The organism is Serratia sp. 22264 (genome assembly GCF_052045345.1).
Lineage (GTDB): Bacteria > Pseudomonadota > Gammaproteobacteria > Enterobacterales > Enterobacteriaceae > Serratia > Serratia plymuthica.
Window position 1 is genome coordinate 173,866 of the sequence record NZ_JBQEOY010000001.1, and the last position, 19,698, is coordinate 193,563.

General features: G+C 59.8%; 23 protein-coding genes. 13 read left to right on the forward strand and 10 right to left on the reverse strand.

Annotated features, from left to right (window positions below; genetic code table 11):
• Positions 1-2 precede the first annotated feature (2 nt).
• Positions 3-785, forward strand: a complete 783-nt coding sequence (locus tag ACTJJ1_RS00890; protein WP_110605884.1) for a phosphate/phosphite/phosphonate ABC transporter substrate-binding protein — start codon at positions 3-5, stop codon at positions 783-785.
• Between the two features lie 27 nt (positions 786-812).
• Here ACTJJ1_RS00890 and ACTJJ1_RS00895 read toward each other — a convergent pair whose 3' ends face one another.
• Entirely contained in the window at positions 813-1,544 is a 732-nt protein-coding gene (locus tag ACTJJ1_RS00895) for an SDR family oxidoreductase (RefSeq protein ID WP_440832017.1), read from the reverse strand.
• A 128-nt stretch (positions 1,545-1,672) separates the two neighbouring features.
• On the opposite strand from ACTJJ1_RS00895, the gene ACTJJ1_RS00900 reads away from it, so the two are divergent.
• On the forward strand, positions 1,673-2,584 hold the full coding sequence (locus ACTJJ1_RS00900) for a LysR family transcriptional regulator (protein ID WP_440832019.1): 912 nt from the start codon (positions 1,673-1,675) through the stop codon (positions 2,582-2,584).
• Here the strand turns inward: ACTJJ1_RS00900 and ACTJJ1_RS00905 are convergent.
• The 4 genes from ACTJJ1_RS00905 to ACTJJ1_RS00920 form a co-directional block, all read right to left on the reverse strand.
• Positions 2,572-2,748, reverse strand: coding sequence for a hypothetical protein (locus ACTJJ1_RS00905; RefSeq protein WP_006324305.1), 177 nt, complete (start codon positions 2,746-2,748; stop codon positions 2,572-2,574). The two genes, ACTJJ1_RS00900 and ACTJJ1_RS00905, sit on opposite strands and share 13 nt — an antisense overlap.
• A 146-nt stretch (positions 2,749-2,894) precedes the next feature.
• Entirely contained in the window at positions 2,895-3,806 is a 912-nt protein-coding gene (gene yedA / locus ACTJJ1_RS00910) for a drug/metabolite exporter YedA (RefSeq protein ID WP_409443332.1), read from the reverse strand.
• Between the two features lie 148 nt (positions 3,807-3,954).
• A complete protein-coding gene (locus ACTJJ1_RS00915; protein WP_004942170.1) occupies positions 3,955-4,446 on the reverse strand; it encodes a DUF2878 domain-containing protein in 492 nt (163 codons plus the stop codon).
• 34 nt (positions 4,447-4,480) lie between these two features.
• Positions 4,481-5,134: a helix-turn-helix transcriptional regulator gene (locus tag ACTJJ1_RS00920; RefSeq protein WP_004942172.1), complete on the reverse strand. Its 654-nt coding sequence runs from the start codon at positions 5,132-5,134 to the stop codon at positions 4,481-4,483.
• A 104-nt stretch (positions 5,135-5,238) separates the two neighbouring features.
• Here ACTJJ1_RS00920 and ACTJJ1_RS00925 point away from each other — a divergent pair, with 104 nt between their 5' ends.
• The 7 genes from ACTJJ1_RS00925 (at position 5,239) to ACTJJ1_RS00955 (ending at position 10,267) form a co-directional block, all read left to right on the forward strand.
• Positions 5,239-6,690 (forward strand): MFS transporter, encoded by a 1,452-nt coding sequence (locus ACTJJ1_RS00925; protein WP_004942173.1) that lies wholly within the window; start codon positions 5,239-5,241, stop codon positions 6,688-6,690.
• Positions 6,691-6,723: 33 nt separating this feature from the next.
• Positions 6,724-7,569, forward strand: a complete 846-nt coding sequence (locus tag ACTJJ1_RS00930; RefSeq protein ID WP_421415836.1) for an AraC family ligand binding domain-containing protein — start codon at positions 6,724-6,726, stop codon at positions 7,567-7,569.
• A 70-nt stretch (positions 7,570-7,639) separates the two neighbouring features.
• Positions 7,640-8,350, forward strand: coding sequence for an AzlC family ABC transporter permease (locus ACTJJ1_RS00935; protein WP_004942177.1), 711 nt, complete (start codon positions 7,640-7,642; stop codon positions 8,348-8,350).
• Entirely contained in the window at positions 8,347-8,658 is a 312-nt protein-coding gene (locus ACTJJ1_RS00940) for an AzlD domain-containing protein (protein WP_004942179.1), read from the forward strand. Before ACTJJ1_RS00935 ends, ACTJJ1_RS00940 begins: the two co-directional genes overlap by 4 nt.
• A gap of 69 nt (positions 8,659-8,727) precedes the next feature.
• Positions 8,728-9,297, forward strand: a complete 570-nt coding sequence (locus ACTJJ1_RS00945; RefSeq protein ID WP_004942181.1) for a helix-turn-helix domain-containing protein — start codon at positions 8,728-8,730, stop codon at positions 9,295-9,297.
• Positions 9,298-9,299: 2 nt separating this feature from the next.
• Positions 9,300-9,818: a GNAT family N-acetyltransferase gene (locus tag ACTJJ1_RS00950; protein ID WP_004942183.1), complete on the forward strand. Its 519-nt coding sequence runs from the start codon at positions 9,300-9,302 to the stop codon at positions 9,816-9,818.
• Entirely contained in the window at positions 9,815-10,267 is a 453-nt protein-coding gene (locus ACTJJ1_RS00955) for a GNAT family N-acetyltransferase (RefSeq protein WP_440832024.1), read from the forward strand. Before ACTJJ1_RS00950 ends, ACTJJ1_RS00955 begins: the two co-directional genes overlap by 4 nt.
• 45 nt (positions 10,268-10,312) lie before the next feature.
• On the opposite strand, the gene ACTJJ1_RS00960 is transcribed toward ACTJJ1_RS00955, so the two are convergent.
• The 3 genes from ACTJJ1_RS00960 to ompC form a co-directional block, all read right to left on the reverse strand.
• Positions 10,313-11,128 carry a 5'-nucleotidase, lipoprotein e(P4) family gene (locus ACTJJ1_RS00960; protein WP_440832026.1) on the reverse strand — a complete coding sequence of 272 codons (816 nt, stop codon included), beginning with the start codon at positions 11,126-11,128 and terminating at the stop codon, positions 10,313-10,315.
• Positions 11,129-11,168: 40 nt separating this feature from the next.
• Entirely contained in the window at positions 11,169-12,017 is an 849-nt protein-coding gene (locus tag ACTJJ1_RS00965) for a GNAT family N-acetyltransferase (RefSeq protein WP_004942190.1), read from the reverse strand.
• A gap of 270 nt (positions 12,018-12,287) precedes the next feature.
• Positions 12,288-13,385, reverse strand: a complete 1,098-nt coding sequence (ompC, locus tag ACTJJ1_RS00970) for a porin OmpC (protein WP_004942192.1) — start codon at positions 13,383-13,385, stop codon at positions 12,288-12,290.
• Positions 13,386-13,811: 426 nt separating this feature from the next.
• Here ompC and ACTJJ1_RS00975 point away from each other — a divergent pair, with 426 nt between their 5' ends.
• From ACTJJ1_RS00975 to dinG, 3 genes are all read left to right on the forward strand, one after another.
• Complete coding sequence (locus ACTJJ1_RS00975; protein WP_004942194.1) at positions 13,812-14,129, forward strand: carboxymuconolactone decarboxylase family protein; 318 nt, start codon at positions 13,812-13,814, stop codon at positions 14,127-14,129.
• A gap of 4 nt (positions 14,130-14,133) precedes the next feature.
• Entirely contained in the window at positions 14,134-14,526 is a 393-nt protein-coding gene (locus tag ACTJJ1_RS00980) for a tautomerase family protein (protein ID WP_004942196.1), read from the forward strand.
• A gap of 67 nt (positions 14,527-14,593) precedes the next feature.
• Positions 14,594-16,792 carry an ATP-dependent DNA helicase DinG gene (gene dinG / locus ACTJJ1_RS00985; RefSeq protein WP_004942197.1) on the forward strand — a complete coding sequence of 733 codons (2,199 nt, stop codon included), beginning with the start codon at positions 14,594-14,596 and terminating at the stop codon, positions 16,790-16,792.
• Here the strand turns inward: dinG and ACTJJ1_RS00990 are convergent, their stop codons facing one another.
• Positions 16,793-17,227 carry an Lrp/AsnC family transcriptional regulator gene (locus ACTJJ1_RS00990; protein WP_122289901.1) on the reverse strand — a complete coding sequence of 145 codons (435 nt, stop codon included), beginning with the start codon at positions 17,225-17,227 and terminating at the stop codon, positions 16,793-16,795. It abuts the gene before it with no gap.
• A gap of 137 nt (positions 17,228-17,364) precedes the next feature.
• Between ACTJJ1_RS00990 and ACTJJ1_RS00995 the strand changes: the two genes are divergently transcribed.
• Complete coding sequence (locus tag ACTJJ1_RS00995; RefSeq protein ID WP_440832030.1) at positions 17,365-18,279, forward strand: DMT family transporter; 915 nt, start codon at positions 17,365-17,367, stop codon at positions 18,277-18,279.
• On the opposite strand, the gene ACTJJ1_RS01000 is transcribed toward ACTJJ1_RS00995, so the two are convergent.
• The gene (locus ACTJJ1_RS01000) at positions 18,238-19,590 is read right to left on the reverse strand and encodes a DHA2 family efflux MFS transporter permease subunit (protein WP_440832032.1); all 1,353 of its coding nucleotides are present in this window, start codon (positions 19,588-19,590) and stop codon (positions 18,238-18,240) included. The two genes, ACTJJ1_RS00995 and ACTJJ1_RS01000, sit on opposite strands and share 42 nt — an antisense overlap.
• Between the last annotated feature and the right edge of the window lie 108 nt (positions 19,591-19,698).

The window sequence follows — 19,698 nt, forward strand, 5'->3', positions numbered from 1 at the left end:
ACATGAAGCAGGTATCTTTGCCGATGTACGGCGTTACGCATCAACCGGCCGAGGCCTTTTGGCAGGTGCTGCGCGAAAAACTTCAAGATTTGGGGCTGGCGGATCTGCCGCCGCAACTGAGTTGGCCGCAGGATTTGGCGCGGCACTGGCAGCAGGACGATGTCTTGCTCAGCCAGACCTGCGGTTATCCGCTGGTCAGCAGCCTGCCGCAGGTACAACTGGTCGGCACTTATCACTATCGCGTCGAGGGTTGCGAGGGGCCGGAGTACAGCAGCTGGTTGGTGGTCCGCGATGATGAGCCGGGCGAAAGCCTGGCGGATTTTCGCGGCCGGGTAGCGGCCTATAACAGCACCGATTCGCAGTCTGGCCATAACAGCCTGCGCGCCCTGATCGCGCCTCTGGCGCAAGACGGAAAATTCTTCCGCGCCGCCATTGCCTCCGGTGCGCATTATCAATCGCTCAGGCTAATCCAAAACCGCGAAGCGGACATTGCGGCCATTGATTGCGTCAGCCTGGAATTGCTCAAGCGGGCGCAACCGCAGGCGCTGGCGGGGGTGAAAATTATTGGTCGGACGGCCGTCGTTCCAGGATTGCCGCTGATTACCTCAGCGCATACGCCGCCGGAACAGCTGGAAATATTGCGCGCCGGAGCGAAGGCGATGGTGGGGGAAGCGGTGAGCGACAGCCTGCTGATCGGCGATTTCACGCTGGTCCCCCGTTCGGCGTACCAAAAAATCACCGCACTGGAACAACAGGCCACCGCGCTGGGGGTGACGGCGTTGTAAGCTTCCCCCAGGCGGCGCTTGCCAAACTTACAACAGGCCGCCGCCGTCGATGTCAATCACGCTGCCGGTGATAAAGCCGTTTTCCATTGCCAGCAGATACCCTGCCGCCACGTCCGCCGCCTGGCCGACGCGCCCGACCGGCAGCCCGGCGCCGATTTTGGCGAACATCGCCTGACGCTGTTCGGCGCCAAGGGCATCGTAGGCTTCGGTGACGGTAACGCCGGGGCTGACCACGTTGACCCGACGCGGTGCCAGCTCTTTCGCCAACTGTTTGCCAATCGCCTCCAGCGCCGCATTGATGCCGGTTTTAATCAACTGCCCGCTGAGGTATTTGCGCGACAGCTGGCCGGAGGTCAGGGTGATGGAGCCTTTCGGTGACAAGGTAGGCAACGCGGCCTGAATGGCACGCAATGCGCCCCACAGTTTGACGTCGAAATTGGCCTGCGCCTCGTCAAAATCCGTATCCGCCAGCAGTTTGGCCTGAACTGCCGGCCCGGCGGTGAACACCAGATGATCGAACTCGCCGACCTCGGCGAACAGCGCGCGCAGCGAATTTTCGTCGGTGACGTCCGCCTGCATTACCCGCAGGTTGCCGCCGTCGGCGGGCTGATAGTGTTGCATGCACCCGGCGCGGCGTGAGGCCAGCACTACGCTGGCGCCGTTTGCCACGGCGGCGTAAGCCACCGCCGCGCCGATACCGCTGTTACCGCCGATAATCACCAGCTTTTGCCGGTTCAGGGAAGAAGAAGAGAGGGTCATGATAGTGCCTCGATTGCCATGAATGTCGATGTTATCTATCATCAGGCATTGAAAATCCGCGAACAATCAGCCTAAATGGCAAACACTTATAAATTATTTTTAATAATAGGCGTGGCGCCAGGATCCCCATGACATCCTTTATCGATCTCGACGTGTTCGTTCGTACGGTGGACGGCGGCAGTTTTTCAGAGGCGGCGCGCGCGCTGGATATCACCCCGGCGGCGGCCAGCATTGCGGTTAAAAGGCTGGAGCAGCGGCTGGGGGTTCGGCTGTTGGTGCGCTCCACCCGCAGCCTGCGCTTGACGGAGGAGGGGCGGCGTTATCTTGATAGCGCCCGGCTGGCGTTAGGCGCGTTGACGGAAGGGGAGCAGGCGATACGCGAGAAACACCAGGGGCTTTCCGGCGTGCTGCAAATTTCTGCGCCGTCGGATTTTGGCCGTAACCTGTTGTTGGGTTGGCTGGACGAATTCAAGCTGCAGCACCCGCATATTCAACTGCAATTGCTGATTAACGACCGCCAGGCCGATCTGTTTCGCGAGCCGGTAGACATTGCGCTGCGCTTTGGCCAACTGGCGGATTCTTCGCTGGTGGCGCTGCCCATTCTGCCGCAGCACCGGCGCTTAATCTGCGCCAGCCCGGCTTACCTGCAACGGTATGGCGCGCCGCAGACGCCGGCGGAACTGGCGCAATACGGCATTTTGATTTATCAGCCCAGCGGGCGCAGGCAGGCCGAATGGCGCTTGTGGCGTGGGGATGAGTGCATTGAAGTGCCGTTGAACGGCCATTATTTTACCGACGACGGCGAGGTGGCGCGGCGTTGGGCGCTGGCCGGGCACGGTATTGTCCGTAAATCGGCTATCGATGTGGTGGCGGATATTCACGCGGGGCGTTTGGTGCAGCTATTGCCGGAATGGCAAAGCGACGCGGTGCCCATCAGCTTGGTGTGTCCGCACCGTTCGCAGGTGTCGGAGCGCGTCAGGCTGTTGCAACGCTTTTTACAGCAACGTTGCCAGGGCTGGATGGACCATCACTTGGCCTGAATGCTGTCTGCCGGAGCCGTGCTGACGGCGGCATCGCTGGTGGTGGTGCTCTCTTCGAGCGGCGTGGTGGAACGGGTGTACATATTCAGCCCGGCCAGGAATACGCCACCCAACGAACCAAAGGCGGCCAGGGCGATAACGATGATAAAGGCTTTTTTCAGCATAGGAATAATTTCGCAGGTTGTTTGGAACAGCGGGAATTATAGACCCTTTGTCGGGTGAAACAAGACGCATTTTTATACCCGTGGGCTTCCCAGCCGCCGCATTGTTGACGGCGGCATAGGGGCGAATATCTTCGCCCCGGGTCAGGCTATTTTCTGTTTATACGGCCCGCCGGGCGGGTGAACAGGTATTTTCCCAGCGTCACCAGCACCACCGCCGCAACGATAATCACCAGCGCGGCCCATTCACGCGGTGCCAGCGTCTCGCCGGCGAAACCGATACCGAGCAACACGGCCACCACCGGGTTAACGTAGGCATAGCTGGTCGCCACCGCCGGGCGCACGTTTTTCAGCAAAAACATGTAGGCGCTGATCGCCAGCATGGAACCGAAGACGATCAGGTAACCCAGCGCGAAGAAGCCTTTGGCGCTGGGCAACTGCGTGAGGCGTTCGCCGCTCAATTGGCTGACCGCCAGCAACACTACGCCGGCGACCAGCATTTCCGCCGCACCGGCCATCGGCCCGGCGGGGAGCGAGATGCGTGACCCCAGCACCGATCCAAACGCCCAACTGGCGGAGGCCAGTAAGATGAGCAACGCGCCGGTCGGGTTGCCGACCAGGTTATTGCCTGTATTCAGCAGCACGATCCCCACCAGGCCCAGCGCAATGCCCGCCCATTCCAGTTTGGTATTGCGCATGCCCCACAGCAGGCTGAAACACAGGGTAAACAGCGGTACCGTCGCCACCATCACCGCGGCAATGCCGGAAGGCACGTTCTGATGCTCCGCCACGGTTACCAGGCCGTTGCCCACCGCCAACAGCAAAATGCCGATGGTGCCGGCGGCCAGCCACTGCTTTGGCGTTGGCAGGGCATGGCCGCGCAGCGCCAGAAAACTGAACAGCACGATCCCGGCGACCAGAAAGCGGATACCGGCCATCATCAACGGCGGCCAGCTCTCTACGCCCAGACGAATCACGAAGTAGGTCGACCCCCAAACAATATATAACGTGAACAGCGCCCCGATTAACGGCAGGACGTTACGGCTATTTTGGCTAAGCATGGGTTTTTATTCTGCAGGGAAGGTTATTATTAGAGGACTCAGTAAACCCGATCGGGTGGAGGATAAGCAACGCTTTTCAGTAGTTTTTTGATGGAGAAAGGGCCAGTGAAAAAGCGATATTCCGCCGAATGGCAGGCAACCCGCGCGGTTACGGGGCTGGCTTGTTCAGACGCGGCCAACTTACGACGGGCAGAAAGACGGCCCAGCCGACAGAGAGCAGCAACAGCATGATTTCCGGCGCGGTGCCCGGCTGTATTGCACCCAACTTCCAGCCGATGATGCCCGCCAGCGGCCCGGCGATGGAACCCAGGACCGCCAGCGGCAAAGGGGCGGCTTTGATCAGATCCAGCAGCCAAAACCACCAGCAGCCAAAGGCCAGCCACAGGGCAACCATCCATAACGGCAACAGGTTGTGGCCGCTGAAATGCAGCACGCCGGCGTAGTTCCACAGGCTGTCCATCAGGATACCGGTCAGGGCGGTCAACAGCGCCCATCGCCGCCGGTGCGCCGGTGTAAAGATGAGCGCCAGCACCGCGCCGGCCAGCAGTACGGCATTGACCCGATCACGGCCCAGGATCGCCAACAGCCAAGCGGCGTTGATCCCCAGCGTCGCCAGCCAGAATCCGGCGTGCGGTTTCATTGCAGGTTTGCCCATTGCATAGGTGAGTGCCTGCTTACTGCCGAGAGATGCGATAAGCGCAACGGCGCGCGCCGGCCAGGATATGCTCGGATCGCTCAACCTGCGCCTGCAACACCTCGGTGAAAATGCTCAGTTCAGCACGGCAGAATCCCTGGCAGACGGTGGCGGCAGCGCAAATCGGGCAGTGATTTTCCACCAACAGAAAGGAGCCGTCTTCCTGGGTGCGCCATTCGGCCATGTAGCCTTCACGGGTGCGGATGGCCGTCAGGCGCGCGACGCGCTCTTGCAAATCGGTCGCGCCGATCATCGCCTGTTTGTAGTTAATGCGCGTTTCCTGTTCACGGGTGTCGATCAGCAAGTCAATCGCCTGTTCGCCCAGTTTGTCGCGCACGGTGCGCAGCAGTTGCACCGTCAATTCGGAATGGGTATCCGGAAAACGCGCATTGCCGGCGACGGTCAGGTGCCACAGTTGCACCGGGCGGCCGACGCCGCGCGTTTCCGCCACCGCTTCAACCAAGCCCTCTTTCGCCAGCTTGACGAACTGCTGGCGTGCGGCTTCACCGGTGGTGCCAAGGACTTTTCCTGCATCAGACGCTTGCTGTGGGCCGCGGGTTTTCAATAGCGTCAGCAAACGGTCACTGACCGACTGTGCGGTGTTACCGCTATTTTCCAAGTTTATTCTTGACATATTTCTCCGCCTCGCCCTACCATTATTCCAAGTTAATACTTGTTAAATTTAACGCAATATCATCCGCAACTCAATGCCATTACTCTGAAAACAGGACGACAACCGTGATAACTAACGATGATAGTCGCTGGAGCGATCTTTTCTCCGGCAAAAATGGCGCCAGCGCGATTGCGCTCTCACTCGGCGTAGCGTTGCACGCCATCAATATTCTGGTCGCCACCACCATTTTGCCCTCGGTGGTGCAGGATATCGGCGGCCTGAATCTCTATGCCTGGAACACCACGCTGTTTGTGGTGGCGTCCATTCTCGGCTCTGCGTTATCCGCGCGGTTGCTCAGCGGCTATGGCGCACGCAGCGCCTATCTGGTGGCGTCGCTATTTTTTATCGCCGGAGCCATGTTGTGCGCGCTGGCACCGTCGATGCCGGTGATGCTGATCGGCCGAACGGTGCAGGGGTTTGGCGGCGGTCTGATCTTTGCGCTGTCCTACGCCATGATCAATCTGGTCTTTGAGCAAAAGCTGTGGCCGCGCGCGATGGCATTGGTGTCGGCGATGTGGGGCATTGCGACGCTGGTGGGGCCGGCGGTGGGCGGGATTTTTGCTGAACTGAACGCCTGGCGCTGGGCATTCGGCATCCTGTTGCCGATCATGGTGCTGTACGCCGGTTTCACTTTCCTGATCCTGCCCAAGGGTAAACCGCAGCAACAGGCGGCGCCGTTGCCGGTGGCTCAGTTGCTGCTGTTGGCGACGGCGGTGCTGGTGGTATCTGCCGGTAGCCTGGCGGACAGCGCGTGGATCAATCTGGGCGGCATTGCTTTGGCGCTGCTGTTGATGGCCTGGCTGATACAGCGCGAAGCGCACTCTCGCGCACGGCTGTTGCCGCATGGCGCTCTGCGTCGCGGCTCCCAACTGGCCTCGCTGTATATCACCGTCTCCCTGTTGGTGGTAGGCATGACCAGCGAAATCTTCGTGCCTTACTTCCTGCAAACCCTGCATGGTCAATCGCCGCTGATCTCCGGCTACATTGCGGCCACCATGGCGGCGGGGTGGACGCTGTCGGAGATCCTCAGTTCCGGCTGGCGCAGCGCGGGCATCCGCCGGGCGATCATCAGCGGGCCGCTGTTCGTGCTGGTGGGGCTGCTGGCGCTGGGTATTTTGATGCCGACCTCTTCCGGCGGCCACTGGCTGGCGCTGACGCCGATCGTTATCGCGCTGACGCTGGTGGGATTCGGCATAGGTTTCGGCTGGCCGCATCTGTTGACGCGTATCCTGCAGGTCGCCCCTGAAGCGGATAAGGATATCGCCGGCGCATCCATCACCACGGTGCAACTGTTTGCCACCGCCTTTGGCGCGGCGCTGGCCGGGATGATCGCGAATCTGGCCGGGCTCAATGAGCCGGGCGGGGCGGTGGGGGCGGCCAATGCCGCACGCTGGCTGTTCCTGTTGTTTGCCCTGGCGCCATTGCTGGCGATGTTCAGCGCCTGGCGCTGTGCGGCCATCGCGCCGCCGGCCGACGAGACGGGCAATTTTGTACAAAACCATCCGTCCACTGAATGATAGAATAAACTTCATTCAGCGGAGGCGGATATTATGGTGGAAAGCGCAGGGCGTAACGCTCGTCGGGAGCAGGCCAGCTTCATGCACGTCGACGAACTCGGCGGGTTGGGGGTGCTGCAGGCTACCTATCGCCGACAGACTTTCTCGCGCCACAGCCACGAAGGCTTCTGCGTAGGGGTGATCGACGACGGCGCCCAGCGTTTTTACCGGACCGGCGGCGAGCACGTGGCGCCGCTGGGCAGCATCATTCTGGTCAACGCCGACGATATCCATACCGGCAGCGCCGCCAGCGAAGACGGCTGGTCCTATCAGGCGATGTATCCCACCCCGGAACTGCTGGCGTTTCTCTCGCGAGATTTGAAAACCGGCGCCGGGGCAACGCCTTATTTCCCCCGTCCGGTGATTCACGATGTCGGTCTTGCCGGCCAACTGCGGCTGGCGTTCAGCCTGCTGCGCAGCGATGAAAACCGTCTGCTGAAAGAAACCATGGTGTTTTCTGCGCTCACCTGGCTGATGCTGCGGCACGGCAAAAGCCGCATCGAAGCCGCGCCGCAGAGTAAGGCGCAGCGTCAGGTCACGCAGGTAAAGGCTTTTCTGGATGATTTCCCCGAGGCAGACGTTTCGTTGCTGGAGCTGGCGGAACGGGTGGCGCTCAGCCCTTACTATCTGCTGCGTCAGTTTCAATTGGCCACCGGTTTGCCGCCGCATGCTTACCAGATCCAGGCCCGGCTGCGCAAGGCGCGCCACATGCTGAAGGCCGGCCATGGCGTGCTGGACAGTGCGCTGAGCAGCGGTTTTCACGATCAAAGCCATTTCCACCGCCATTTCCGCAAATCGATGGGCATCACGCCCGGCGACTATGTTAAATCGCTGAAATAGCCGCGCAATCCTGTGCAATACCCCGGAAGCATCCTGCCCTAGGCTGTGCCTTCAAACGAAGGAGAACAGCATGACGCACTTATCAATCCTCACCGAGCCGCCGATGTCCCGGCTGCGCCCGGCGCTGCAAGGGGCGGCGGCGATCCTGCCGCTGTGTTTGGCGGTATTGCCCTGGGGCATCCTGGCGGGGTCGATGGCCATCCAGAGCGGCCTGACGGCGGCGCAGGGGCTGGGCATGTCGGCCATTGTCTTTGCCGGCGCCTCGCAACTGGTGGCGATGGGCATGATCAAAGGCGGAGCGGGGTTGCTGGCCATTTTGGTCTCGACCTTTTTTGTCACCGCCCAACATTTTCTGTATGGCCTGCGGCTGCGGGAAAGCGTAGCGCCGCTCCCCTTGCGCTGGCGTTTGCTGTTGGGGTTCCTGTTGACCGATGAGCTGTTTGCCCTCACCGGCAACCAGGCGCCGGCGCGCTTTAACCGTTGGTACGCGCTGGGTGCCGGGCTGACCTTTTACCTGAGCTGGATTTTTTTCACGCTGTTGGGCGTGCTGGCCGCCGGCAGCGCCGAGGATCTGGACCGTTATGGCCTGGATTTCTCCATTGCCGCCACGTTTATCGCCATCGTAGTACCGATGATCCGCAACCTGCCGGTGCTGGCGTGCGTATCGACTGCGTTGCCGCTGTCGGTGGCGCTGCATTATTTTCAGGTGCCGGGCGCGTTGATTATCACCACCGTCGCGGCGATGGGCGCCGGCATGCTGTGCAGCAAGGGGGGCGCATGATTTGGTTGACGATAGTGCTGATGGGCCTGGTGGTGTTTTTCAACCGTTACTGTTTTCTGGCGCCGGGCCTGCCGGTGCGGCTGTCGCCACGCTTCAGGCACCTGCTGAGTTTTTCCGTGCCGGCGGTGCTGACGGCGATCTGCGGGCCGATCCTGGCTTTCAGCGGCGATACCTTGCGCGCGGTACCGGATAATCCTTATCTGTGGGGCGCGCTGTTTGCGGTGATACTGGCGTTTTTCTTGCGCAATATGTTGGCGGTGGTGCTGCTGAGCATGCTGATTTTTATCGCCCTGTGCGGCCTGTTTTAAAATCCGGTTGACGAATCCCTTATTTGAGATTATTTCTCTTATATGGGATTTATCATCAGGAGCACGAGAATGGATAACGGAATGGAAAGCGCCGATCTCCGTTTGGCGCAGCGGCTGTCTGACTTGCGTCAGCGACAGAGTTGGTCGCTGGAGGAGTTGGCGCAGCAAACCGGCATCAGCCGGGCGACGTTGTCGCGGGTGGAGCGCGCGGAAACCAGCCCGACCGCTTCGCTGTTGAACAAGCTGTGCTCGGCGTATGGGCTGACCATGTCACGCCTGCTGAGCGAAGTCGAGGATGAACCGCCGGAGCTGTTGCGCCGTGAGCAGCAACCGGTGTGGGTCGACCGCGCCAGCGGCTTTCACCGCCGTTCGGTATCGCCGCCCGCTGCGCTGTTCAAGGCGGAGTTTATCGAAGGCCGGCTCGAAGCCGGGGCGGAAATCGCCTATGACGCGCCTTCGGTACATGCGCTCGAGCACCATCTTTGGCTGTTGGAAGGCCGGCTTGAGCTGACGCTTGAGGACCGCACCTTCCAGCTTGAGCCGGGCGACTGTCTGCGTTACCGGCTGTTCGGCGCTTCCCGGTTTGCTGTGCCCGGCACCGTGCCGGCCCATTACACCCTTGTTATCTGCAGGCCCTAATCATGATTGAGATACAGCAACTGAACGCCGATGAGGTACAAAACGCTCTTCCCGAGCTGGCCGAGATGCTGCAAGCCAGTGTATCGCAAGGCGCGAGTATTGGTTTTGTGATGCCTTTCACCCTGGAACAGGCGCAGGCGTTCTGGCGCCGTCTGCTGCCGGCGATTGATCGTGAAGACAGGATCCTGTTGGTCGCCCGGCAAGCGGGGCGAGTGGTCGGCACGGTGCAACTGCTGCTGGACATGCCTGACAACGGCCGCCACCGCGCCGAGGTAGTGAAATTGATGGTGCATCCGCAGGCTCGCCGTCAGGGCATCGCCCGTGAGCTGATGCTGCAAATTCAGCAAAGGGCGATTCAGCATCAGCGGCATTTATTGGTGCTGGATACCCTGACCGGCGACACGGCCGAGGGCATGTATCGTCAACTGGGGTTTCAGCTGGCGGGAAGCATTCCGCAGTACGCTCGCGCCAGCAACGGCAGCGCGCTGGATGCCACCAGTTATATGTACAAATTATTGTGACGCTTAGCATTGTACCCGCCGAGGCCGACAGCCCGGAGGCGCTGGCGCTGATGGCCGAGTTGTCGGCGAGGCTGGCGGAAATTACCGGTGACAGCGGTTCGGCGTCGTTCGACGTGAGCGAAATGCGGGCGGCAAACGCCTGTTTTTTACTGGCACGCAATGCGGCCGGTGTGGCTGTGGGCTGCGGCGCCTTCCGTTGGTTGGCGCCGGGGATTGCCGAGGTGAAGCGCATGTACATACGTGAGGCCGGTGCCGGCACCGGCGGCCGTTTGCTTCGAGAGCTTGAACGGCAGGCGCGGCAACGGGGTTATCGGCAACTGTGGCTGGAGACTCGTCGGGTTAACCAGCGTGCCGTGAGGTTTTATCTGGCACAGGGTTATCAGCTGCGTGAAAATTATGGCCGTTATCGCGGTAATCCGCTGGCCGTGTGTTTAGAAAAAACATTGTGACTATGCCGCAGGCGCAACGTCCCTGCGGCAATGCCACAACCGCGATTACTGCCCGTTCCAGGCCTTGATGGCCCGTTGGCGGATTTGCAGCTTCTGCTCCGGCGTCAGCTTGTTGTAATCGCGGGCCATGCCGCTTTCCCAGTCGCCGTACAGCGGGTTAGGCAGCACGATAAACTCGGTGCCGAACTTGCTTTGATTATCGCTGACGAAGGCCCGGCGTTGCGCATTATCCTGGTGATAGGTTGCCGCGCCGAAGTCGTTCAGGTTGTCGCCGGCGTACACCACGATGTCATAGCCTGCCTGTTTGATGGCGTCAAAGCGCGCCTGCTTGTTGGACGTGTCGCTGCTGAGCAGCACGGTTTTTTCCGACATGCCGGTAAAGCCCAGTTTTTGCATATTGGCGACCGTAGCGGCGTATTCGGACACTTTGCGGTTGGAGACGTAGAACATCGTGCCCTGGTGGCTGTTGACGTAACGGGCAAACTGCACCGCGCCCGGCACGGCCCCTGCCTGTTCGGCCTGTGACCATTTCGCCCAGGTAGCGGCGGCGAACGGCTTGCCTTGCTGCGCCTGCCAGCCGGAATACGGGCTATTGTCCAGCAGGGTTTCGTCCAGATCGACCACCACGGCCTTCTTCTTGCCCGGCGCGGCCCTGGCCTGATCGAAGGCGCGTTTTCCGCTGTTGAATGCCTGGTGCGCCAACGCCTGATATTCACCGGACTGTTGGAACCAGTTCAGCGCCAGCACCGACTGGTCCGCCAGCCGCTGCTGGGCCTGCAGATCGGTTTTCAGCGGCTGCGCGCAGCCGGTCAGCGTCAATAGCGCAATGCCGATCGCCGCGCCAAGGGTCATTTTCTGCATGTTTTCTCCTGCCCTACATCGAGGGATAACTTTCGGGTTGTTATTGTGCGGTATTCAACGTCATCGCCATCTCGAACTGGCGTAACGCGTCTTGCCGCCAGCCGAGCCGGTCAAAGAAGGGCGCAGCCACGTCGGGAACGTAAACGTTGGCCGCCAGCGGCAGCGGCGAAAAGTGTGCCTGCAACGCAGCCAGCAGCGCCCGGGCATGCCCTTTGCCGCGGTGCTGCGGCGGCACGTAGATCATGCGCAGGAAACACTTCTCGGCCCCGGCCTGCACCACCGCATAGGCCTGGCGGTCAAGGGTAAAGGCGTGCGGTTGGCCGGGCAGCTTGTAAAGCGATTCCGGCGCGATCAGCCAGGGTTGGTCGGTGGCGCCTTCGGCCGTCAGGCGGTGCGAGACGGTTAATGGATCAATCTCTTGCAGCACCGCCACGTCGGCGGTTGTCGGCTCATCGGCCTGGTGGCCGGTCAGGGTGCGGACGATGCGCAGGCCAGCCTGATGGTAGAGCGCCAGCGCGGCGTCATTGCCTTCGATCACCTCCAGCGACAACCGACGATCGCCACGCTTGTGCGCGTCGGCGACGATACGCCGCATCAGCGCTTTCCCCAGCCCTTTGCCGCGCATTTCCGGGCGGATGGACAGCGCCGCTACCCGGCTGTGCAGGCCACGGCGGCTTATCAGCGCCAGTGCCACCGGCTGTTGTTGGTGGGTGACGATAAGGCTGTCGTTCAGGCTGAGGTCTTCGGCGCCAAAGCGGCTGGCGAAGGTGGCGCCATCAATGACAAAACGCACAATGTAGTTTTCAAAACAGTGGCAGAGGATCTGCGCCAATTGGTCGCTGCTGTAGCGCAAGGCACTTTGATACTCGAACCGTCCATCGTTGTGCATGGCTTATTCCTGTGGGAAAGAGAGGCGATACCCGTCATCTTTCAGGCTGCAACCTTGTGGTCTGCAACGTGAAAGTCGTAGGGTATTACATCTAGACCCGATTGTTTTACAAGGCAAGTTTCTGCGTGCGGTTACGGGATGCAGAGCGGGAATCGGGCAGGGGCCTGGGGGCAGAAAGCGCAAATGAAAAAAACCGGGCGCAGCCGCCCGGCGAAATAAATCTTTTCAAGTAGCCGAAGCTAAAGATTGCAGTGGTGGTTATTCGTCACATCAGAACTGGTAAGTCAGGGCGACGGCGACAACGTCGTCGGTTTTCAGGCCCAGCTTATTGTTGTCGTCGAGTTGGTTGATTTTATAATCGATATAGGTCGACATGTTCTTGTTGAAATAATAGTAAGCGCCAACGTCAAAATATTTCACCAGATCGGCATCGCCGACGCCTTCGATATTTTTCCCTTTAGACTGAACATAACCCAGCGATGGGCGCAGGCCGAAGTCGAACAGATATTGCGCAACCAATTCCACGCCTTCCGCCTTATTGGCAAAGCCGCTAACGGAGGTGGAGTTGTTATTTATGGTTGCGGTGCCGGAAATAGGCACGATGTTATGGCTCTGCGAATAGGTCGCGGCCAGGTAAACACTGTTGTTGTCGTATTTCAGACCGCCGGCCCAGATATCGGCTTTATCGCCTTTACCGAAGGTGCCTGCTTTTTGGCCTGCAGTACGGTTGGAAGAGGCATAGGCACCGCCCAGGCTCAGACCGTCGATGATTTCGTAGCTGGAAGACAGGCCCCAACCGTCGCCGTTCGCCTTGCTGCCGGCGCGGCCATCGTTTTCGTTTTTGCCCTGGTACTGTACCGCGAATTTCAGGCCGTCGACCAGGCCGAAGAAATCGTTGTTACGGTAGGTTGCCACGCCGTTGGCGCGACCGTTCATGAAGTTGTCGGTTTTGACGTAAGCGTCATCGCCGAACTCAGGCAGCATATCGGTCCAGGCGCCCACGTCATAAATAACGCCGTAGTTGCGGCCGTAGTCGAATGAGCCGAGATCTTTGTATTTCAGACCGGCGAAGCCCAGACGGGTCTTGGTGTCTTTCGCACTGTCGGATTCGGCATGGTTAGCCGAAATCTGATATTCCCACTGGCCGTAGCCGGTCAGCATATCGTTAATTTGAGTCGCGCCTTTAAAACCGATACGCACGTAGGTTTTGTCGCCATCATTGCCGGTATCGTCAGAGAAATAGTGCAGTGCTTTTACGCGGCCGTAAAAATCGAGCTTGTTGCCGTCTTTATTGTAGATTTCTGCTGCCTGTGCTGTCTGCGCAATTAAAAGTGCCGGAATAATAACGGCCAGAAGATTACGTTTCATGATTTACCCTGCTTTATTCGATTGAAAGACGCTTATCATCAGTTGTACTGCAGTTTCACTGTGCCGCCTCTTTGTTTGCGGCGAGGATTTTTTACCTCAGTTATGTGATCTATTTATGACAAAATATTCATTTCCATATCGAACGATTAAAAAAGTTGCGAAAAGTGTGAATTTCTTCCCCGGACAAGTGTCGTGACGGATCTACAGACAGCGATACCCTTCCTGATTTCTGTCGGAGACATGCGTGAGACTTATGCGTTGCAGGACACACACGCAGCCTATCCTCAAGAATTGCCGTTAGGCTGGCGTTGATCCTAGGGTGAATACCGTCCTGTTTTTGTGAACCTTTGATATCAAAAATCCCGATTTTCACCCGCCATGACGGCGAGTAGCTTAAGGCTATCCGTTAAACAGCAGGAGAAAATGATGCAACCTTCCCAACAGGCCGGCCAACAGGCGTTCGGCGATATAGCCCCCAAGCTGGCGCAGCTCAGCGACAGCGTATTATTCGACGACGTGTGGCAGCGGCCGGAGCTGGGCCCGCGCGAACGCAGCCTGATTACCGTCGCCGCGCTGGTGGCGCTCAATCGCGTAGAGCAACTGCCGTTTCACTTGCAACTGGCGCAACGCAACGGCGTGAGCCGTGAGCAGCTTGCCGAATTGATCACCCATCTGGCGTTCTATGCCGGCTGGCCGGCGGCGGCCAGCGCCGTGGCGCGCCTGCGTGAATTGGAACAGGAGTAACCTTATGCCTTTCAGCCGTATTGCCTTGCATCAGGGAAAATCAGCGGAATATCTGCAAACCCTGTCCGACAGCCTGCATCAGGCGCTGGTCGACACCTTCAACGTGCCGCCGGCCGACAAATTTCAGGCCATCGATCAATACCGCCCCGGCGAGTTGATATACGACCGCGATTACCTTGGCGGGCCGCGTTCGGCGGATTATGTGCTGTTTTACATCACCATCGGCCGCCCGCGCGATACCGCCACCAAACAGCGTTTTTATCAACGGCTGGCGGCGCTGCTGGAGGAGAACCTGCAACTGCGTCCGGAAGATGTGATGATCGTCATCACCACCACTCAACTGGATGAGTGGTCGTTCAGTGCTGGCCGTGCCTCAATGATTGAAACCCAGCCATAACTCGGGCTGACTCGGCCGGCGGTCTGTGGGACAATAGCGCCATCATTTCGTTTAGATATAGAGTTGAATGGCGCTCTCCCCCGCAGTAAAAGATCAAATTGGCCAGTGGTACAAAGCCCTGCAGCAACAAATACCGGATTTTATTTCCCGTGCGCCGCAACGGCAGATGATCGCCGAAGTCGCCAAGACGCTGGCCGGCGATTACCCGCGCCACCTGGCGATTGAGGCGCCGACCGGCGTCGGCAAAACGCTGTCGTATTTGATCCCGGGGATCGCCGTGGGCCGTGCGGAGAGCAAACCGCTGGTGGTCAGCACCGCCAACGTGGCGTTGCAGGATCAGATCTACAGCAAAGACTTGCCGCTGCTGAAAAAGATCATCCCCGATCTGAAATTCACCGGTGCCTTTGGCCGTGGGCGCTACGTTTGCCCGCGCAATCTGGCGGCGCTGAGCACCGACGTCAGCGAGCAGGGTGACCTTACGCTGTTCCTCGATGACGAACTGGCGCCGTCCAGCGGCGAAGAGCAGGCGCTGTGCCAAAAGTTGACCAAGGCGCTCAACCGCCATGAGTGGGATGGGCTGCGCGACCATTATCAGCTGTCGATCGACGATCCGCTGTGGGGCAAACTGAGCACCGACAAAGCCAACTGCCTGGGGCGCAACTGCCATTACATCCGCGAATGCCCGTTTTATATCGCCCGCAAAGAGATTGAAACCGCCGACGTGGTGGTGGCCAACCATGCGTTGGTGATGGCGGCGCTGGAAACCGAATCGGTGCTGCCGAACCCGAAAGAGCTGCTGCTGGTGCTGGACGAAGGCCATCATTTGCCGGAGGTGGCGCGCGACGCGCTGGAGATTGACGGTGAAATCACCGCGCTGTCGACCAATCTGCAGTTGGACATGATCGTGCGCCACGTCGAACAGTGCATGACGCAATACCGGCCGAAAAACCCGCCGGGGCTGGCAAATGACGAGCGGCTGAAAAATCACTGCGAAGAGTTGCGTGAGCTGATCCAGATCTTCGAGCATCAGGTCAGTGCCTATCTGCCCACCGACAGCGTCATCGCCGAACACCGGTTTGAAATGGGCGAGCTGCCGGTTGAAATGGTGGAGACCAGTGCAAGGCTATTTAAGCTGACCGACGCCTTGCGTGGGGTGGCGGAGTTCATCTTGAACGATCTCACTGAACAGACCGGCAAGCACGACATCGTGCGCCTGCACCGTTCGATCATTCAGATGAGCCGCACGCTGGGCTATCTGGAGGCGATGAGCAAACTGTGGCGGTTGGCGGCGCTGGACAAATCCTCCAACGCGCCGATCTCCAAATGGGTCACGCGCGACCTGCGCGATAACGTGACGCACCTGTATCTGCACTGCGTCGGCATTCGCGTCAGCGATCAGCTGGAAAAGTTGCTGTGGCGCAAAGTGCCGCACGTGGTGATCACCTCGGCGACGCTGCGGTCGCTAAACAGCTTTGCGCGCCTGCAGGAAATGAGCGGGCTGAGCGAAAAGGCCGGTGACCGCTTCGAAACCCTGTCCTCGCCGTTCAATCACGTTGAACAGGGCAAAATTGTCATTCCGAACATGCGCTTTGAACCGGCGATGGCCAACGAAGCGGAGCACCTGGAAGAAATGGCGCGCTTCTTCCGCGCCGAGCAGGCCGGCGGCAAACACAAGGGCATGCTGATCCTGTTCAGCAGCCACCGGGCGATGCAAACCTTCCTCAGCTACGTTACCGATCTGCGCCTGATGCTGCTGGTGCAGGGGGATCAGCCGCGCTACCGGCTGGTTGAGGAACACCGTAAACGGGTTGAAAAGGGCACGGCCAGCGTGTTGATTGGCCTGCAGTCGTTTGCCGAAGGGCTGGACCTGAAAGGTGAACTGCTGACCCAGGTGCATATTCACAAAATCGCGTTCCCGCCGATCGACAGCCCGGTGATCCTCACCGAGGGCGAGTGGCTAAAATCGCTCAAACGTTATCCGTTTGAAGTGCAGAGCCTGCCCAGCGCTTCGTTCAACCTGATCCAACAGGTTGGCCGGTTGATTCGCAGCAATGAGTGCCACGGCGAAATCGTGATTTACGATCGCCGTCTGCTGACCAAAAGCTACGGGTCGCGGCTGCTGGCGGCGTTGCCGGTGTTTCCGATTGAACAGCGCGAGGTGCCGGAAGCGGACAAGGCCCACAAGGCTGCGCTCAAGTCTGCCGCCGAAGCGGAGAAAAAAGACAAAAAGCGCAAGAACCCGTTTACCCGCCGACGCACGCGTTAATCACAGCAGCGGCGGCAGGCGACGCTTCACCGGTGTGGTTTTGACGATCGAGGTGTTGCTTTGCGCTCGCTCGGCCAGCCGGTCGAGGATCTGGTCGAGCTGCTCCATCGAATGCGCCACCAGGCGCACGATAAAACAGTCCTCGCCGGTCACCTTGTCGCACTCGATCACTTCGGGGATCTCCTGAATCATCTGCTCGACCTTCTTCAGCATGCCCGGCAGCGGCTTGATGCGCACCAGCGACTGAAAAGCGTAACCCAGCGCCTGCAGATTGACGTTCAGGGTGTAGCCCTGGATCACGCCGCTTTCCTCCAGCCGCCGCAGCCGCTCTGAGGTGCTGGGCGACGACAGCCCAGCCTTGGCGCTCAGGGTTTTCAGCGACGCTCGCGCGTCCTCCGCCAGAATGGTCAGGATCTGGCGATCTATATCATCCATAAGCTCTCCATTAGGTATTTTGTTTATTACGCCTGCGATAAAAAGGCAGTTAAGCATATTGGCCTTTTTTATGCGATGGAAACCTGTGTGGAAAAACCTCAAGCTAAGGGCATAGGCTTAACCTTGAGGAAATAACCATGAATGCAGAGATAAAGCGCGGTTCGCTGGAGATGATCGCCGCAATGCTGATTTCCGGCACTATTGGCTGGTTCGTACTGATGTCCGGCCAGCCGGTGATTAATGTGGTGTTCTGGCGCTGTGCGGTGGGCGCGCCGGTGTTGCTGGCCATCTGCGGAGCGCTGGGCCAACTGCGGCGCGATTGCCTGACGCGCGTGACTTTGTTGCTGGCGGTAGCCGGTGGCGTGGCGCTGGTGATCAACTGGCTGCTGCTGTTTGCCGCCTATTCTTATGCGTCTATTTCCATTGCCACCGCGGTGTACAACACTCAGCCGTTTATGTTGGTCGCGTTGGGAGCGCTGTTTCTCGGCGAGAAACTCACCGCCCGCAAGCTGCTGTGGCTGACCTTGGCGTTTGTCGGCATGATGCTGGTGGTGCTGGCACAGCCCAAACAGGCGGGCGAGCAGAGCAACTACCTGATGGGCATTTTGTTGTCGCTCGGAGCGGCATTTTTCTATGCGCTGATGGCGTTAGCGGCCAAACGGCTGAAAGGCACGCCGCCGCATCTGATTGCACTGATTCAGGTGACGGTCGGCGTGGTGATGCTGTTGCCGTTGGTGGATTTCCAAGTGCCGGCGACGGCCGGGCAATGGGGCATGTTGGCCACGCTTGGCGTGCTGCATACCGGGTTGATGTATGTGCTGCTGTACGGCGCGATCCAAAAACTGCCGACCAACCTGATCGGATCGCTGTCGTTCATTTATCCGATCGCCGCCATGCTGGTGGACCGGCTGGCGTTCGGTCATCGGCTGGTCGCGCTGCAGTTTGCCGGCGCCGCCATTATCCTGTTGGCGGCTGCGGGCATGAACCTGCTGGGAGAACGCAAGGTGAAATTAACGGCTACGCCAGGCGGCAAGCAGGCATCCGAACAGTGACAACGTCAGTAGTAACAACATCACCGCCCGGTAGCCGTAGGCCGGGTAAATCAATGCAGCCAGTGCCAGACCCACCGCGCCGCCCAGGTTGTGCAGCGTCCAGGTGATGCCCAGCGCGCCGCCGCTTTGCGCTTCGTTGACGCTGCCGAGCGTAGCCATCACCAGCGGGCCGAGAATGCAACCCCAACCCAGCCCCATCAGAGCGAAGGCGCTGAGGAGCAGCGGCAACGGGCTGGCGGCGGTAAACAGACTTTGCAGCGCGGCAGAGGCGGCCAGCGCCGCAAAGCCGAAGATCAACGCCGGTCGTGGGCCGGATTTATCCACCCATCGACCCACCCAGGGCGAGATGAACGCCATCACTGCCGTGGTGGGCAACAGCAATAAACCCAGCATTACGCCCCCGTAGTGGCGGGTGCTTTCCAGATAGATCGGCATCAGGAAAAAAGCGGCGCAGTAGAATAAGGCCAGCAGCGCGCTCAGCAGGCAGACGCGCAGTAAGGCTGGGCTTCGCAGCAATTCCAGCGGCACCAAGGGTGAATGCGCCCGGTGCTCGACCGGCAACAACAGGCCCAGCGCGGCCACCGCCAACGCGGTTGTCAGCAGGGTCTTGGCATCCAGCCAACCCCATTGGCCGCCCTGGCTGATGGCCAGCAACAGCCCGGCGACGCCGACGATCAACAGCAACAGACCGGGAATATCCAGCCGTGCGCCTTGCTGTGCACGAGACTCCCGCACCGTTCCCAGACAGAACGCGAAACTCAGCGCGATCAACGGCACGTTCAACAGAAATACCCAGCGCCAGCCCAGCGAGCCGACCAACAGGCCACCGGCAACCGGGCCGATCGCCAGGCCCAGTCCGTTCACCGCCAGTAAAATACCGATGGCGCGACCGCGCTGCTGCGGCGGCCAGGCATCGGCGACAATCGAGGTGGTGGCGGTGTACAACACGGCGCAGGCCGCACCCTGTACGAAGCGCCAGACATTGAGCAGCTCAATGCTGCCCGCCAGCCCGGCGCCCAGCGATGCGCCGGCGAACGCCAGCATCCCGCTGTACAGCACCCGACGGCGCCCGTACAAATCTGCCAGCCGCCCTGCGCTGACCATAAAGGCGCACAGCGCCATCACGAACAGTGCCATTACCCACTGCACGCGGCTCAGGCTGGCCGCCAGCTCGCGCTGAATGGCCGGGATTGTGGTATTGACGATAGTGAAATCGATACAGCCCAAAAAGCTGGCGATGCTGATGCCGATCAGCAATCGCCACAGGCGGGGTGTGCCGGCTTCGGTCAGGACTTTGCTGCGTTCGCTCATGGGTTTTCCTCGGCTGAAAATCATGCGTTCAGTTTACTCAGCGCAGAGAGTAGCCAGTGGCGGCGTTTCATCGTTTAATAAGCGAATTAATATCGCCAATAGGGCAGG

Excerpts from the sequence above, each read along its gene's own strand:
- yedA (WP_409443332.1), bottom strand. The coding sequence starts at position 3,806 with ATGCTTAGCCAAAATAGCCGTAACGTCCTGCCGTTAATCGGGGCGCTG.
- ACTJJ1_RS00975 (WP_004942194.1), top strand. The coding sequence starts at position 13,812 with ATGCAACCTTCCCAACAGGCCGGCCAACAGGCGTTCGGCGATATAGCC.
- ACTJJ1_RS00940 (WP_004942179.1), top strand. The coding sequence starts at position 8,347 with ATGATTTGGTTGACGATAGTGCTGATGGGCCTGGTGGTGTTTTTCAAC.
- ACTJJ1_RS00965 (WP_004942190.1), bottom strand. The coding sequence starts at position 12,017 with ATGCACAACGATGGACGGTTCGAGTATCAAAGTGCCTTGCGCTACAGC.
- ACTJJ1_RS00960 (WP_440832026.1), bottom strand. The coding sequence starts at position 11,128 with ATGCAGAAAATGACCCTTGGCGCGGCGATCGGCATTGCGCTATTGACG.
- ACTJJ1_RS00990 (WP_122289901.1), bottom strand. The coding sequence starts at position 17,227 with ATGGATGATATAGATCGCCAGATCCTGACCATTCTGGCGGAGGACGCG.
- ACTJJ1_RS00895 (WP_440832017.1), bottom strand. The coding sequence starts at position 1,544 with ATGACCCTCTCTTCTTCTTCCCTGAACCGGCAAAAGCTGGTGATTATC.
- ACTJJ1_RS00905 (WP_006324305.1), bottom strand. The coding sequence starts at position 2,748 with ATGCTGAAAAAAGCCTTTATCATCGTTATCGCCCTGGCCGCCTTTGGT.
- dinG (WP_004942197.1), top strand. The coding sequence starts at position 14,594 with ATGGCGCTCTCCCCCGCAGTAAAAGATCAAATTGGCCAGTGGTACAAA.
- ACTJJ1_RS01000 (WP_440832032.1), bottom strand. The coding sequence starts at position 19,590 with ATGAGCGAACGCAGCAAAGTCCTGACCGAAGCCGGCACACCCCGCCTG.
- ACTJJ1_RS00930 (WP_421415836.1), top strand. The coding sequence starts at position 6,724 with ATGGTGGAAAGCGCAGGGCGTAACGCTCGTCGGGAGCAGGCCAGCTTC.
- ACTJJ1_RS00980 (WP_004942196.1), top strand. The coding sequence starts at position 14,134 with ATGCCTTTCAGCCGTATTGCCTTGCATCAGGGAAAATCAGCGGAATAT.
- ACTJJ1_RS00920 (WP_004942172.1), bottom strand. The coding sequence starts at position 5,134 with ATGTCAAGAATAAACTTGGAAAATAGCGGTAACACCGCACAGTCGGTC.
- ompC (WP_004942192.1), bottom strand. The coding sequence starts at position 13,385 with ATGAAACGTAATCTTCTGGCCGTTATTATTCCGGCACTTTTAATTGCG.
- ACTJJ1_RS00950 (WP_004942183.1), top strand. The coding sequence starts at position 9,300 with ATGATTGAGATACAGCAACTGAACGCCGATGAGGTACAAAACGCTCTT.
- ACTJJ1_RS00995 (WP_440832030.1), top strand. The coding sequence starts at position 17,365 with ATGAATGCAGAGATAAAGCGCGGTTCGCTGGAGATGATCGCCGCAATG.
- ACTJJ1_RS00890 (WP_110605884.1), top strand. The coding sequence starts at position 3 with ATGAAGCAGGTATCTTTGCCGATGTACGGCGTTACGCATCAACCGGCC.
- ACTJJ1_RS00915 (WP_004942170.1), bottom strand. The coding sequence starts at position 4,446 with ATGAAACCGCACGCCGGATTCTGGCTGGCGACGCTGGGGATCAACGCC.
- ACTJJ1_RS00945 (WP_004942181.1), top strand. The coding sequence starts at position 8,728 with ATGGATAACGGAATGGAAAGCGCCGATCTCCGTTTGGCGCAGCGGCTG.
- ACTJJ1_RS00935 (WP_004942177.1), top strand. The coding sequence starts at position 7,640 with ATGACGCACTTATCAATCCTCACCGAGCCGCCGATGTCCCGGCTGCGC.
- ACTJJ1_RS00900 (WP_440832019.1), top strand. The coding sequence starts at position 1,673 with ATGACATCCTTTATCGATCTCGACGTGTTCGTTCGTACGGTGGACGGC.